Annotated in this window: 13 protein-coding genes; 8 read left to right on the top strand and 5 right to left on the bottom strand. The window is 70.4% G+C overall.

Annotation, left to right across the window (positions count from 1 at the left end):
* Nucleotides 1-23: 23 nt before the first annotated feature.
* Nucleotides 24-1,460 carry an LCP family protein gene (locus HQ306_RS00900; RefSeq protein WP_027506885.1) on the bottom strand — a complete coding sequence of 479 codons (1,437 nt, stop codon included), beginning with the start codon at nucleotides 1,458-1,460 and terminating at the stop codon, nucleotides 24-26.
* A 267-nt stretch (nucleotides 1,461-1,727) separates the two neighbouring features.
* On the opposite strand from HQ306_RS00900, the gene rfbD reads away from it, so the two are divergent.
* The 3 genes from rfbD to HQ306_RS00885 are packed head-to-tail and all read left to right on the top strand — an operon-like array spanning nucleotide 1,728 to nucleotide 4,640.
* Nucleotides 1,728-2,636: a dTDP-4-dehydrorhamnose reductase gene (gene rfbD / locus HQ306_RS00895; RefSeq protein WP_308115497.1), complete on the top strand. Its 909-nt coding sequence runs from the start codon at nucleotides 1,728-1,730 to the stop codon at nucleotides 2,634-2,636.
* 10 nt (nucleotides 2,637-2,646) lie between these two features.
* On the top strand, nucleotides 2,647-3,537 hold the full coding sequence (locus HQ306_RS00890; RefSeq protein WP_222627126.1) for a glycosyltransferase family 2 protein: 891 nt from the start codon (nucleotides 2,647-2,649) through the stop codon (nucleotides 3,535-3,537).
* Between the two features lie 26 nt (nucleotides 3,538-3,563).
* On the top strand, nucleotides 3,564-4,640 hold the full coding sequence (locus HQ306_RS00885; RefSeq protein ID WP_027506882.1) for a sugar phosphate nucleotidyltransferase: 1,077 nt from the start codon (nucleotides 3,564-3,566) through the stop codon (nucleotides 4,638-4,640).
* Between the two features lie 38 nt (nucleotides 4,641-4,678).
* Here the strand turns inward: HQ306_RS00885 and HQ306_RS00880 are convergent, their stop codons facing one another.
* Genes HQ306_RS00880 through cofD form a run of 3 tightly spaced genes read right to left on the bottom strand, consistent with a single transcriptional unit; the run spans nucleotide 4,679 to nucleotide 7,558 of the window.
* Complete coding sequence (locus HQ306_RS00880; protein ID WP_222627124.1) at nucleotides 4,679-5,236, bottom strand: NUDIX hydrolase; 558 nt, start codon at nucleotides 5,234-5,236, stop codon at nucleotides 4,679-4,681.
* Nucleotides 5,237-5,246: 10 nt separating this feature from the next.
* A complete protein-coding gene (locus HQ306_RS00875) occupies nucleotides 5,247-6,605 on the bottom strand; it encodes a coenzyme F420-0:L-glutamate ligase (protein WP_308115498.1) in 1,359 nt (452 codons plus the stop codon).
* A complete protein-coding gene (gene cofD / locus HQ306_RS21970; protein ID WP_027506879.1) occupies nucleotides 6,602-7,558 on the bottom strand; it encodes a 2-phospho-L-lactate transferase in 957 nt (318 codons plus the stop codon). Before cofD ends, HQ306_RS00875 begins: the two co-directional genes overlap by 4 nt.
* Before the next feature lie 603 nt (nucleotides 7,559-8,161).
* On the opposite strand from cofD, the gene HQ306_RS00870 reads away from it, so the two are divergent.
* The gene (locus HQ306_RS00870; RefSeq protein WP_197027846.1) at nucleotides 8,162-8,392 is read left to right on the top strand and encodes a WhiB family transcriptional regulator; all 231 of its coding nucleotides are present in this window, start codon (nucleotides 8,162-8,164) and stop codon (nucleotides 8,390-8,392) included.
* Nucleotides 8,393-8,442: 50 nt separating this feature from the next.
* Here HQ306_RS00870 and HQ306_RS00865 read toward each other — a convergent pair whose 3' ends face one another.
* Nucleotides 8,443-8,865 (bottom strand): metallopeptidase family protein, encoded by a 423-nt coding sequence (locus HQ306_RS00865; protein WP_051613606.1) that lies wholly within the window; start codon nucleotides 8,863-8,865, stop codon nucleotides 8,443-8,445.
* Between the two features lie 167 nt (nucleotides 8,866-9,032).
* Between HQ306_RS00865 and HQ306_RS00860 the strand changes: the two genes are divergently transcribed.
* From HQ306_RS00860 to manA, 4 genes are all read left to right on the top strand, one after another.
* Nucleotides 9,033-9,440 carry a DUF3499 domain-containing protein gene (locus tag HQ306_RS00860; RefSeq protein WP_027506876.1) on the top strand — a complete coding sequence of 136 codons (408 nt, stop codon included), beginning with the start codon at nucleotides 9,033-9,035 and terminating at the stop codon, nucleotides 9,438-9,440.
* 136 nt (nucleotides 9,441-9,576) lie between these two features.
* Complete coding sequence (locus HQ306_RS00855; RefSeq protein WP_222627122.1) at nucleotides 9,577-10,947, top strand: phosphomannomutase/phosphoglucomutase; 1,371 nt, start codon at nucleotides 9,577-9,579, stop codon at nucleotides 10,945-10,947.
* 56 nt (nucleotides 10,948-11,003) lie between these two features.
* The gene (locus HQ306_RS00850; RefSeq protein WP_222627121.1) at nucleotides 11,004-12,158 is read left to right on the top strand and encodes a tobH protein; all 1,155 of its coding nucleotides are present in this window, start codon (nucleotides 11,004-11,006) and stop codon (nucleotides 12,156-12,158) included.
* A 49-nt stretch (nucleotides 12,159-12,207) separates the two neighbouring features.
* Nucleotides 12,208-13,455 carry a mannose-6-phosphate isomerase, class I gene (manA, locus tag HQ306_RS00845; protein WP_222627119.1) on the top strand — a complete coding sequence of 416 codons (1,248 nt, stop codon included), beginning with the start codon at nucleotides 12,208-12,210 and terminating at the stop codon, nucleotides 13,453-13,455.
* The last annotated feature ends 44 nt before the right edge of the window (nucleotides 13,456-13,499 follow it).

Below are 13,499 nucleotides of genomic sequence, written 5' to 3'. Positions count from 1 at the left end.
GACATTCTTCCGAACGGGCCCGATCAGTTGACGCACTGGGGGCCCGTGGACCCGGCGTCGATCGGGTCCGCGGCCGCGGGAGCCGGGGTGGCGGTGTCGCCTGCGGGCGAGACACCGGCCGGAAGTGAGCCCGCCGCCGCGGGAGCGGAGTAGTCGGAGGCCAGCACGACGCGCACGGTCCCGGACGGCAGCGAGTCGTCGGTCTCGGTCCGATCGGTGCCGACCCGCGCGGCGACGGCCGCCGCGGCGTCACCGTCCGACGACGCGGCGTACACGGTGGTCCGGTCGACGCTCGCACCCTCGTTGTTGCCGACCTCGCCTGGAACGAAGCCCTCGCCCGACAGAGTGTCGGAGACCGAGGACGCCAGACCGTCGACGCCGCTGTCGTTCGCGACGTCCACGGTGACACTCGAGGCGTCGATGTCGGGAACGGTGGGCGTCGGCGTCACGCTCTCGGACGGCGCCGCGTCGCCGATGAGGCCTCGCACCCACGTCTGGACCTCGACGGGGTCGACCGCGACGATCGACTCGCCGTAGTCGGTGACGCCGTTGATGTCCGCGACGGGAATGGTGTCGAAGGTGACCGCGCCGCCGGCGACGTCCTGCAACTTCGTGGCGAAGTCGAGGACGTCCCAGTCGTCGTCGATGGTGACGGAGCGCTGCACGGCCGACCCGAGCTGCCCCAACGTGCCGGGGTTGCTGAGCGTGCGGGCGCTGAGCACCTTGCGGACCAGCGACGCCATGAACACCTGCTGACGGACGATGCGGTCGAGATCGCCACGGGGGAGATCGTGGCGCTGGCGCACGAAGCTGAGGGCGTCGGCACCCGAGAGCGTCTGCTGCCCGGCCGCGAAGCGCGCGCCCGAGAGGGGCTCGTCGACCGGCGCGTTCAGACACACGTCGACGCCGCCGACGGCATCGGTGAGCAGGACGAATCCGAGCAGCCCGACCTCGGCGTAGTGATCGACCGTCACGCCGGTGAGGCCCGCGACGGAGTCGATGAGCGCCTTGCGGCCCGCGAGCGTCGACTCGCTGTCGGCTTCGGCGTCGGGCACCCCGCTCTCGACGAGTTCGAGGCGCTTCTCTTCCTTGGTGGCTCCGTACGCGGCGTTGATCTTGCTGTCGCCGATGCCGGGCACGTTCACGTAGGCGTCGCGCGGGATCGAGATCGCCGACGCGGACGATCCGTCGTTGGGAACGCGGATCAGAATGATGGTGTCGGTGTTGTTGGCCACCTCGTCGCCGGCGCGGAGCGAGTCGAGCTCGTTCTGCGAGAGCGCGTTGCCGTGCGCGTCGGTCCTGCTGTCGGTGCCCACGAGCAGGATGTCGACCGCACCGTCGGCCCCGTCGCCGAGATCGAGGTTCGACACCGTCGCGAGGTTGCTGCGCAGCGAGTCGATGCTCTGCCATGCCACACCCGTCACCAGCAACGCGCCGGCGGAGAACAGTGCGACGGCGATCCGGCCGGCGTTGGAGTGCCCCGGTGTCCGCGAGGGGCGGTGGCTGGTCGGAGGTCGACGCCCCCGGTCGGAGCGGGTGGAGGACCGCCGCGCACCCGGTTCCGACTCGCGAGAATCGGGTCGCCGCTGCGCACCGCGCTGTGTCCGAGGTCTGTACGGATCGCGCGGTGTCCCGGGGCCCGTCACAGAATCCGTCACGATCCCCAGGCTAACGGCAGGGTCGCCGTGCTCCGCGCAACCCGCCACGGCGTGCCACACTCTGTCGCTGTGACCACCGACGCAGAGCAGAGTTCGGACAGGACGATCGTGGTGACCGGAGCCGGAGGTCAGCTCGGTCGCCGACTCGTCGACCGCGCGCGGGACGGGTACCGCGGGGCCCGCGTGCTCGGCTTCGGATCGGCCGACCTCGACATCACGGATCCGGAGTCGATCGCCGCCGCCGTGGTGCCGGGCACCGTGGTGATCAACTGCGCAGCGCACACGGCGGTCGACGCGGCGGAGACCGAGGAGGACCGCGCCGCACTGCTGAACGAGGTGGGACCGCGCCTGCTCGCCGAGCGGTGCGCCGAGGTCGGTGCAGGTCTCGTGCACGTCTCGACCGACTACGTGTTCGCCGGAGACGCGCGGACCCCGTACGAACCCGACGATCCCACCGCGCCGGCGACCGCCTACGGGCGCACCAAGCTGGCGGGGGAACGGGCCGTCCTGGAGGCGTTGCCGTCCGCGACGATCGTGCGGACCGCGTGGGTCTACACCGGCACCGGCTCCGACTTCGTCGCCACGATGCTCCGGCTCGAGGCCGAGCGGGAGACCCTCGACGTCGTGAACGACCAGGTGGGTTCGCCGACGTACTCGGGTGATCTCGCGGACGCGCTCCTCGAGGCGGCGACGTCGCCGCGAGCGCTGCCGCAGATCCTGCACGCCACCAACGCCGGGACGGCGTCCTGGTTCGACCTCGCTCGGGCGACCTTCGAGACCGTGGGCGCCGATCCCGACCGTGTTCACCCGTGCGGCAGTGATCTCTACGTGCGGCCGGCGCCGCGTCCCGCCTACTCGGTGCTCTCGCCCGCGGCCTGGAAGGGTGCCGGGCTGACCCCGCTGCGGCCCTGGCGCGACGCGCTGACGGCCGCGCTGGCGGCTCGGGCGGTCGCGGACCCGCCCGGAGCCGCCCAGTAGGGTGACCGGCGTGAGTGCCCCCCTGGCCGTCGTGACGGTGACCTATTCGCCCGGCGAGCACCTCGACGCATTCCTCGAGTCCCTGCGGGATGCGACGACGCGGCCGGTGTCGGTGATTCTCGCGGACAACGGGTCCACCGACGGCGCGCCCGAGGCGGCCGAGGCCGCATACGACCACGTCCGACTGCTGCGCACCGGAGCGAACATCGGCTACGGCGGCGCCGCCAATCGCGCTGTCGCCGAGGTGGATCCGGCCACCGAGTTCGTCATGGTCGTCAATCCCGACGTCCAGTTCGGCCCCGGGTCGATCGACGAGTTGCTGGCGGCCGCCGAACGGCATCCGCGGGCCGGGTCGCTCGGGCCCCTCATCCTCGAGCCGGACGGTTCGCGCTACCCGTCAGCCCGCCGCGTTCCCGATCTCACGTCCGGGTCGCTGCACGCACTGCTCGGTTCGGTGTGGCCGTCGAATCCGTGGACGCAGCGCTACCGGCAGGACAACGACGAGGTCAGCGAGCGGTCGGTCGGGTGGCTGTCCGGCTCGTGTCTGTTGCTGCGCCGTGCCGCGTTCGACTCGGTGGACGGGTTCGATTCCCGGTATTTCATGTACATGGAGGACGTCGATCTCGGAGATCGCCTCGGACGAGCGGGCTGGACCAACATCTACGTGCCCACGGCCGTCGTGACGCACGCCAAAGGTCATGCTGCGGGGCGTCATCCGGAGTCGATGCTGCCGGCGCACCACCGCAGCGCCTATCGCTTCCAAGCTGATAGACACCCGCGGAGATGGCAAGCTCCTCTCCGGTGGACGTTGCGCGCCGGACTGGCGTTGCGGTCCAGGGTGGTCGTGACTGCCGCACTGCGGCAACGCGACGACACGGTCGGGTCAGGTTCGAGCTCGTGAGAAGTTTCTGAGAAAGGCGATACGCGATGACTGCTCCGGCAACCGATGCCGTAGTTCTGGTCGGAGGAAAGGGCACGCGACTGCGTCCGCTCACGCTCTCCGCCCCCAAACCGATGCTGCCCACGGCAGGTCTGCCGTTCCTCACCCATCTCCTGGCGCGCATCAAGGATGCCGGGATCGATCACGTGGTGCTCGGCACGTCCTTCAAGTCGGAGGTGTTCGAGCAGCACTTCGGTGACGGCAGCGCACTCGGCCTCGAGCTCGAGTACGTGTTCGAGGAGGAGCCGATGGGCACCGGCGGTGGCATCCGCAACGTCCTGCCCCGGCTCCGCGCCGACAACGTCATGGTCTTCAACGGTGACGTGCTGGGCGGTACCGATCTGCGCGGCGTGCTCGACACCCACCGCACCACCGAGGCGGACGTCACCCTGCACCTCGTCCGCGTCGGTGACCCGCGTGCGTTCGGCTGCGTGCCCACCGACGAGTCCGGCCGCGTCACCGCGTTTCTCGAGAAGACCCAGGATCCGCCGACGGACCAGATCAACGCCGGCTGCTACGTGTTCAAGCGGGAGATCATCGAGAAGATCCCGTCCGATCGTCCGGTGTCCGTCGAGCGTGAGGTGTTCCCCGCACTGCTGGCCGAGGACAAGCGAGTCTTCGGACACGTCGACGCCGCCTACTGGCGCGACATGGGTACGCCGGAGGACTTCGTGAAGGGCTCCGCCGACCTCGTGCGCGGAATCGCACCGTCGCCTGCGCTGACGGGGACGCGGGGCGAGTCGCTGGTCCATCCCGGCGCGGGCGTCGCTCCCGGTGCGCTGCTGATCGGCGGCACGGTCGTCGGACGCGGCGCCGAGGTGGGAGCGGGCGCCCGTCTCGATGGTGCCGTCCTCTTCGACGGTGCCGTGGTCGAGGCCGGCGCGGTGGTCGAACGATCGATCCTCGGATTCGGTGCGCGCATCGGACCGCGGGCACTCGTGCGCGACGCCGTCATCGGCGACGGAGCCAACATCGGCGCGCGGTGCGAGCTGCTCCGCGGCGCCCGGGTGTGGCCCGGAGTGACGCTGCCCGACGGTGGAGTGCGCTTCTCGACCGACGTCTGAGGATCCAGGGCGTCCGACAATTCAGGGCGCCCGAAGGCTCAGCGAGCCGCCGCGCGGGAGATCATGTCCTGCAACGCGTCTCGTTCGGCGCCCGCCTCCCCGTCGGGGAGGTCGTCGACGGGCCACCACCGCAGGTCGTTCGACTCCGCGCTGCGGACGATGTGTGCACCGTCCGCGGCGCGTACGACGAAGCGCAGGTCGAGGTGGCGCGTCGGCTCGCCGAGCGAACACGTGATCGGGTGCGTGTGAACGGAGAGCAGCTCCGGCTCGAGAACCAGGTCGTCGATGCCGCTCTCCTCACGCGCCTCGCGGAGTGCCGCGTCCCGGACGGTCTCGTCGTCGACCTCGCAGTGTCCGCCCAGCTGGAGCCATCGTCCGACTCGCGGGTGCAGCGTCAGGAGCACGTGGCACCCACTCCGATCGAGCACCAGCGCCGACGCGGTGACGTGACCGGCCACGTTCTCGCGGAGACAGCCACGCGGCGCACTGTCGAGGAACGCCAGCATCGTGTGGCGCATCGAGTCGTCGTGCGGCTCGGTGGTCGACCAGGTGTGGAGCAGTTCTCTCGCGGACTCGTGGAGGCTCTCGGCGCTCACGGACGGTTCCTCACAGTTCTCGGAACGCGGAGCCGGGCGGCGTCGGCGCGCGGGGCGACGGGGGAGTGAGCGGGTGCCCGACGGCGACGGCCCCGACGGGATGCCAGTCGGCGGGTAGATCGAGCGTCTCGCGCACGGTGTCGGCGGCGAAGATGGTCGACCCGACCCAGCAACTGCCGAGGCCGCGCGCCGCGAGGGACACCAGGAACGCCTGCACCGACGCGCCCGCCGCCACCGTGAACATGACGGTTTCCGCGGACTGCCGTTCCGCGTCCGGATAGTCGTGCGCCTCGTCGAGCACCGCGAACGCCAGAATCAGTTCCGGCGCGGTGCGCAGCAGATCACCGCGTGCCAGACGGGCTTCGATCGAGTCCGCGGTCCGTCCGTCTCGCTCGAGATCGGCGCGCCACCGCGTTGCCATCGCATCGAGCAGTGCGGTGCGCACCGCCGGTGTCCGGACGGCGACGTAGCGCATCGGGTGGGAGTGATGGGGAGCCGGCGCGGTGACGGCGTCCGCCACGGCGGCCTCGACGACAGCGGGATCGACCGGGGCCGAGTCGAACTCGCGTACCGAGCGACGGGCGGGTACCGCGCCGAGTGCACCTCGTCGCAGCGCCTCCTGCGTTCCCAACCAGAAGAGGTCGTCCTCGCCCGGCCGCACCAGATCGCGGGCGGAGGAGCCGTCGTCGGCGTAGTGCAGACCCCGGACCACGGCGACGGGAACCGAGCCGAGCTTGCCCTTCACCAGATCCCCAGCGGACGCCAGCTCGTCCGCGAGCGCGACCTCGGTGACCATCAGCTCATTGCCCTGCGCGTCGCGACCACCGGCGTACGCGTGCAGGACGGGCAACCCGGCCGATCCGATCGCGTTGTCCGTCTGGCCGTTCCGCCACGCGCGGCCCATCGTGTCGGTGACGACGACGGCGACGGCCACGCCCAGCGAACGGAATACACCGTCGCGCAGTGCCCGGGCGGACGCGTCGGGATCCTCGGGGAGCAGGGCCAACTCGTCCGTCGACACGTTGGATCCGTCGATGCCGGACGCGGCCTGGACGATGCCGAGGCGGTTCTCGGTGATGAGCGTGCGACCGCGCTGGGCGAGGACGCGCACGGCCTCCTGCTCGACGAGGATGCGGCGCAGTGCGTCCCGCGCCTCCGGGTCGGTCGGCGCGGTCACCAGGCGTCCCTCGACCTTGGAGACGATCTTGCTCGTGACCACCAGGACGTCGCCGTCGGCGAGCCACGGTGCTGCCGTGACGACTGCTGCCACCAGGTCGTCGCCCGGCCGGAACTCGGGGAGTCCCGCGACGGGAATCACCTCGATCGAACCGCCCGGTGCATGATCGCCGGGACCGTCGGATCGGGTCACAGGACGCCCGCTGCCTCGAGCGCGGCGCGCGCCATCCGTGCGGTCACCGCGGGCTCGGTCATGAGCAGAGGTACCGCGCGCACGTCCACGCCGGGAACGTCGGCGGTGTCGGTCTCGTGGATCAGCCAGGCGTCGAGGATGCCCGCCGCCGAGCGGGCGCCGTAGTGGCGGCCGATGGCCTCGGCCGTCGTCTCCACACCGATGACGGACAGGCACTCGTCGGCCATGCCGCGCAACGGCTTGCCGTCGATGACGGGGGAGAGCCCGACGACCTTCGCGGGTGTGGTGCGCAGTGCGGAGCGGATACCGGGCACCGCCAGGACGGCGCCGATGCTGACCACCGGGTTGGACGGTGCGAGCAGTACCGCGTCCGCGGTCTCGATCGCCTCGACGACGCCGTCCGCCGGGGTCGCCTTGTCCGCTCCGACGTACGCGAAACTGTGAGTCGTCACAGCAGCGCGGTAGCGCACCCACCACTCCTGGAAGTGAACGGCCTTGTCGGTGCCGTCGTCGGGATCGGTGATCACCACGTGGGTCTCGCTGCGGTCGTCCGTGACGGGCAGCAGGCGGACACCCGGAGACCACCTGTCGCACAGGGCCTCCACGACTGCGGACAGCGGGTACCCGGTGCGGAGCATGCGCGTCCGGATCAGATGCGTCGCGATGTCGCGGTCCCCGAGCCCGAACCAGTCCGGGTGGGCCCCGTACGCCGCGAGTTCTTCCTTGACGCTCCACGTCTCGTCGCGTCGACCCCAGCCGCGCTCGGTGTCGATGCCGTCGCCGAGCGTGTACATGCAGGTGTCGAGGTCGGGTGTGATGCGCAGGCCGTGCATCCAGACGTCGTCACCGACGTTCACCACGGCCGTGACGTCGCCGTCCGGCCCCAGCAGTTCTCGAACCCCCTGGAGGAACCGCGCGCCACCGACGCCGCCCACCACCACAGTCACCTTCATGACCCTCGACCCTAGGCGGTCGCCGTCGGCGCGATCGGGCCGGTGGGCGCGAACCACGGCGTGTCCGACGCGAAACACCGGGGAAGTCTCGCCTTCCGGGAAAACCGGAGATCGGATGGTATTGCAAATCGAGCGGTCCGCTTGACCGCGACACACCGCGGCGTGTCTAATCACAGTCATGTCATTAACGGTTCGAACAGCGGAATCGCTTGTAGCGAACCACCGTTCGAACACGTGTTCCCATGAGTCGACACGAGTTCGCGCGCTGCGTTCCGCAGCGTCACGTCCCATGGTGACACGAGGCTTCGCTCTTCGATCCGGCTTCGCGGTCGATCATCGACACAAGTGACCGACAACAACTGCGCTCGAACAGGTGAGGAGGCGGACGTGATGCCGGAACAACACCACGACCTCGGTCGACAGGAGTCCCCCGTCGGGGAACTCGACGACGTACTGCACGTGGATGCCGTGACGGAGGACGCCCCGGCGGACCCCGTGGACGGGATCGACCCGGAGGACGTCTCGGTCGACGACGTCGACCCGCCGCTCACGAGCCTCGGAATGCCTGCGCCCGCACTGCATCTGAGTCTGGTGCCGGGCGACATGGATCCGCTCGAGGATCAGTGGCAGGAGCGCGCTCTGTGCGCTCAGACCGATCCCGAGGCGTTCTTCCCGGAGAAGGGCGGCTCGACGCGCGAGGCCAAGCGCATCTGCCTCGGGTGCGAGGTGAAGGACGACTGCCTCGAGTACGCCTTGGCGCACGACGAGCGGTTCGGCATCTGGGGTGGGCTGTCCGAGCGCGAACGTCGCCGCCTCAAGCGCGGCATCATCTGACGCGTCGCGTCACCGCAGCCGCCGAACGACGCGCTGCAGGCGCCGGGGTGTCAGTCGTCCTCGGTGTCGGGGTCGACCACCTCGGGCGTGACCCCCAGGTAGGTCGCCACCTGCTCCACCAACACGTCGTGCACCAGGTCCGTCAGCTCCAGCGAGTCGTGTGCTCTCCGCTCGAGGGGCCGACGGAACAGCACGATACGAGCCCGCGTCGTCGCTCCGCGCGTGTCCACTCCCGCCGGAACGAGTCTCGACAACGGCACCGGGCCCTCGGCCACGACCTCGGGTGGCCAGTTCACCGATTCAGGGTCCACCGCACGGATCTTCGGCACGTCGTCGACGGCGATGTCCAGTTTCGTCAGCCGGTCGTGCCACTTGCGGTCGATCTCGGCGAACGCGTCCAGCACCGCCGCATCGAACTTCTCGGCGCGAGACCTGCGTGCGGGCACCGTGTCGGGGAACAGGGTGCCGCGCATTCCGCGACCCCGCCGCGCCGCGGACCGCGAGCTGGACGCCCGATGTTCCCGTCCGGGACGGCCGCCGGCGCGGCCGCGGGGTTGCGAGGATCCGGTGAACGACACGCGCCCATGCTACGACCGTGTCCTGCGAGGCACGCCGGAGGACACGCGCTAGGGTTCGACCTGTGAGAGCTGTGCGGGGATGCTGCCGACCGGGATGCAAGAGACCGGCCGTCGCGACGTTGACGTACGTGTACTCCGACTCGACCGCCGTCGTCGGACCTCTCGCCACCGTGGACGAGCCCCATTCCTGGGATCTGTGCGAGGTGCACGGTTCGTCGATCACCGCCCCCAAGGGGTGGGAGATGGTGCGCTACGAGGGCGGGTTCTCCACGTCCAGCCCCGACGACGACGATCTGACCGCACTCGCCGAGGCCGTCCGCGAGGCCGGTGCGCGTGAGCGTCCCGCTCCGTCCCTCGGTCGACGTGGTTCGTCGTCCGACACGCGCACCTCCGCCGACGTACCGGCCGCCGCGCCGACACGCACGGGTCGACGCGGACATCTGCGCGTTCTGCCCGACCCCACCAGCTGAACGACTGTTCCTGCGCGCGGCGTCGGGCTGCAGGACTGCTCGCGCGTCGCCCCCGGGCACTAGGCTCCCAGCATGGTCTCGCCGACTCGTCGTCGTGCGTGATCCGTCCGGTTCGTCCCAGATGCAGGAGTGTGCAGTGGCCCGACCAGCTGACCTGGTTCACAGCGTCATCAAGGCGTACGACGTGCGCGGTGTCGTCGGAGAGCAGATCGACGAGGACTTCGTCGCCGACGTGGGGGCCGCCTTCGCGAGACTCGTACGCGGCGAGGGCGTCTCGCAGCGCGTCGTGGTCGGGCACGACATGCGCGACTCGTCTCCCGCACTGTCGGCCGCCTTCGCGCGAGGGGTGACCTCACAGGGTCTCGACGTCGTTCTCATCGGCCTCGCGTCGACCGACCAGCTCTACTTCGCCTCCGGTCGGCTCGACTGCCCCGGTGCGATGTTCACCGCCAGCCACAACCCTGCGAAGTACAACGGGATCAAGCTGTGCCGGGCCGGCGCGAAGCCCGTCGGCCAGGACTCGGGACTCGCCACCATCTCGGCCGAGATCATCGACGGCGTCCCGACGTTCGACGGTGCGCCGGGCACGATCAGCGAGCAGGACGTGCTCGAGGACTACGCCACGTTCGTGCGCGACCTCGTGGACATCAGCGACATCCGTCCGCTGTCGGTCGCGGTGGACGCCGGAAACGGCATGGGCGGGCACACGGTGCCCGCGGTCCTGGACCCGACGTCGGTGACCGTGCACCCCCTGTACTTCGAACTCGACGGCACGTTCCCCAACCACGAGGCGAACCCGCTGGAGCCGGCGAACCTCGTCGATCTGCAGAAGTTCGTCACCGAGACGGGCGCGGACATCGGCCTCGCGTTCGACGGCGACGCGGACCGCTGCTTCGTGGTGGACGAACGCGGCGAGCCCGTCTCACCGTCCGCGATCACCGCACTGGTGGCCGAGCGGGAGCTGGGCAAGCACCCTTCCTCGACCATCATTCACAACCTCATCACCTCACGGTCGGTGCCCGAGTTGGTGGAGCTGCTCGGCGGTACCGCCGTGCGCACCCGGGTCGGCCACTCGTTCATCAAGGCACTGATGGCCGAGACCGGCGCGGTGTTCGGCGGCGAGCACTCGGCGCACTACTACTTCCGCGACTTCTGGGGCGCCGATTCGGGCATGCTCGCAGCGCTGCACGTGCTCGCCGCGCTCGGGACACAGGACGAGCCGTTGTCCGCCCTGATGCGCAAGTACGAGGTGTACGCGGCATCGGGCGAGATCAACTCGACGGTGGCCGACGCTCGTGAGCGCACCGCCGCGGTGGTCGCGGCGTTTGCCGATCGCACCGTCTCCACCGACGAACTGGACGGTGTGACGGTCGATCTCGGTGACAGCGCGTGGTTCAACCTCCGCGCCTCCAACACCGAGCCCCTGCTCCGACTCAATGTCGAGGCACGCACCCCCGAGGACGTGGACCGCCTGACGACGGAGATCCTGAGCATCGTCCGCGCGTGACGGTTGCGGACTGACATAGTGGGGGATACGGAACGAGAGAGGCGGGTGAGGTGCCCATGACTGCTCCTTCGGCGTACGTCGATCTCGACGACGCGAGCGCGATACTGGCTGCGGACTCGTTGGGCGCACTGCACTCCGCCGCGCTGGCCGGCGCACAGATCCGCGCCACCGCGTCCGCCGTCCGCGAGGGCCTGCTGGCGCCGCTGGACGGTCTGCGTCCCCGCAGTGTCGTGCTCGTCGCCGCGTCCGGTCCCGCCCGGAGGGCGTCGGCGCTGGTCGCCGCGGTCCTCGCTCCGACCGCCGGCGTGCCGGTCGTCTCGCTCCCCGCGACCCCGCCGTGGGTCGGACCCCTGGACGTCGTGGTCGTGGCCGGCGACGACGCCGGCGATCCGGCCATCGCGGAGTCCGTCGCCGCCGGGGTACGTCGGCGCGCCGAGGTCGTGGTGGCCGTACCGGACGAGGGTCCTGTCGCGGACGCCGGTGCCGGCCGGGTGGTGTCCTTCCCGCCGCGAGTCCGTGTCCTCGATCGCAACTCCTACGCCCGGCACGTCGCGGTGATGGCCGCGGTACTCGCTGCGGTGGACCCGGCGTCGTCGGTCGGTGACCTCGACGCGGTGGCCGACGCGGTGGACGCGGAGGCCATGCGGCACCACGCGTCCGTCGAGGTGTTCCAGAATCCCGCGAAAGGTCTGGCGTCCCGGATGGCGGGTCGTCGGGTCCTCATGACCGGTGACGGCGTGGTGGCGACCGAGGTGGCCCGGCACGGAGCCGCGTCCCTGCTGCGTGCCGCGGGCGTCGTGGCGGCGGCCACCGAACTCTCCGATGCCGTCGGTGTGATCCACGACCTCGGCGCGATCGGTGGGGACTCCGCCGAGAGCGGCAGTGTCGACTACGACCCGCTGTTCCACGACGACCAACTCGACGGTCCACCCCCGGCCGATCCCGTTCGGGTGTTCACCGTGTCGACCGACCCCGACGACAGTCTGGTCCGCCGGCGGGTGGCCGTCCTGGGTGAGGTCGACGTGGTGCGCGCCGACGACGACGGTGGTCCCCGCACGGATCTGGAGGCGCCCGCGCCCGCCGCGGTGCTCGGTCCCACGACGCCGGTCGGGGCGTCGCTGCGCAGGGCGCTCGTCCTGGCGGTGCGGATCGAGGCCGCGGCGGCCTATCTCCAACTCTCGAATTCTCAGGCCTCGGGAGGCAGGGAGTGACCCCAGCCGTGTCCGGGTTCGCAGCGATGACGACGGCAGGTGGTGGTCGGTGAATCTCCTCGACGGAACAGCACGGTCCTACGCGTGGGGTTCGCGCACGGCTCTCGCCGAACTGCGCGGCGTGCCCGCACCCACCCGGCATCCCGAGGCGGAGATGTGGTTCGGTGCTCATCCGGGCGACCCGGCGCATCTCGTCACGCCGCGCGGTCGGGTCTCGCTGCTCGAGGCCATCGACTCCGACCCGACCGGGCTGCTCGGAACCGGTGTGGTGGAGCGGCACGGTCCGCGCCTGCCGTTCCTCGTGAAGTTCCTGGCGGCCGAGGAGCCGCTGTCGCTGCAGGCTCACCCGTCCTCGGACCAGGCGCGCGAGGGTTTCCGACGGGAGAACGCCGCGGGCGTGCCCCTCGACGCCTCCGTCCGGAACTACAAGGACGCCAGCCACAAGCCCGAGCTCGTGGTCGCCCTGACGGAGTTCGACGCGCTCGCCGGGTTCCGCAGTCCCGCCGAGACGGTGGAGCTGTTCGGTCGGCTCGATGCGGACGAGCTGCGTCCCTACACCGAGATGCTTGCCGCGCAACCGGATTCGAGCGGCCTGCGCACCCTCTTCACCTCGTGGATCACTCTGCCGCAGCGGGCGTTGGACTCCGTGCTGCCGGCCGTTCTGGACGCGTGCGTCCGCGCCCTCGAACGTGCCGAGCAGACCGGGGACCGCACCTTCGTGCCGGAACTGCGCACCGCACTGGAACTGGGGGAGTACTACCCCGGCGATGCGGGCGTGCTCGCGGCGTTGCTGCTCAACCGGGTCACGCTGCAGCCGGGCGAAGCTCTGTACCTGGACGCCGGAAACCTCCACGCGTACCTGCGCGGAACCGCGGTGGAGATCATGGCCAACTCGGACAACGTGTTGCGTGGGGGACTCACGCCCAAGCACGTCGACGTCCCGGAACTGTTGCGGGTGCTCGACTTCGAGCCGCTCGACTCACCGGTCCTCGTCGCCGACACCAGCCGTCCGCACGTGGTGCGCTATCCCACGCCGGCACCGGAGTTCGCACTCGTCGGTGTCGAATTGTCCGCGGCGTCCAGCGACGGTGAGCCGTGGACGCTCGCGCACGACGGTGACGCCGCGCCGCGCATCGTCCTGTGTGTCGACGGTCGGGTACAGGTCTCCTCGGGTGAGTCCACCTTGGTCGTGGAGCGGGGAAGTGCCGTCTGGATCGCCGCGTCCGATCCGGACCCGCAGCTGTGTGCTCTCACCGACTCGGCTCGCGTGTTCGTGGCGGGCGTCGGCGGGATCTGACGGCCCCGACACGCTGGCGGATACGTCCCGCCGAGTTCACTGTT

Origin of the sequence: Rhodococcus sp. BP-160, from assembly GCF_019836205.1 — a bacterium.
Taxonomy (GTDB): domain Bacteria; phylum Actinomycetota; class Actinomycetes; order Mycobacteriales; family Mycobacteriaceae; genus Rhodococcoides.
This window is presented reverse-complemented; position numbering and strand designations above follow the sequence as displayed.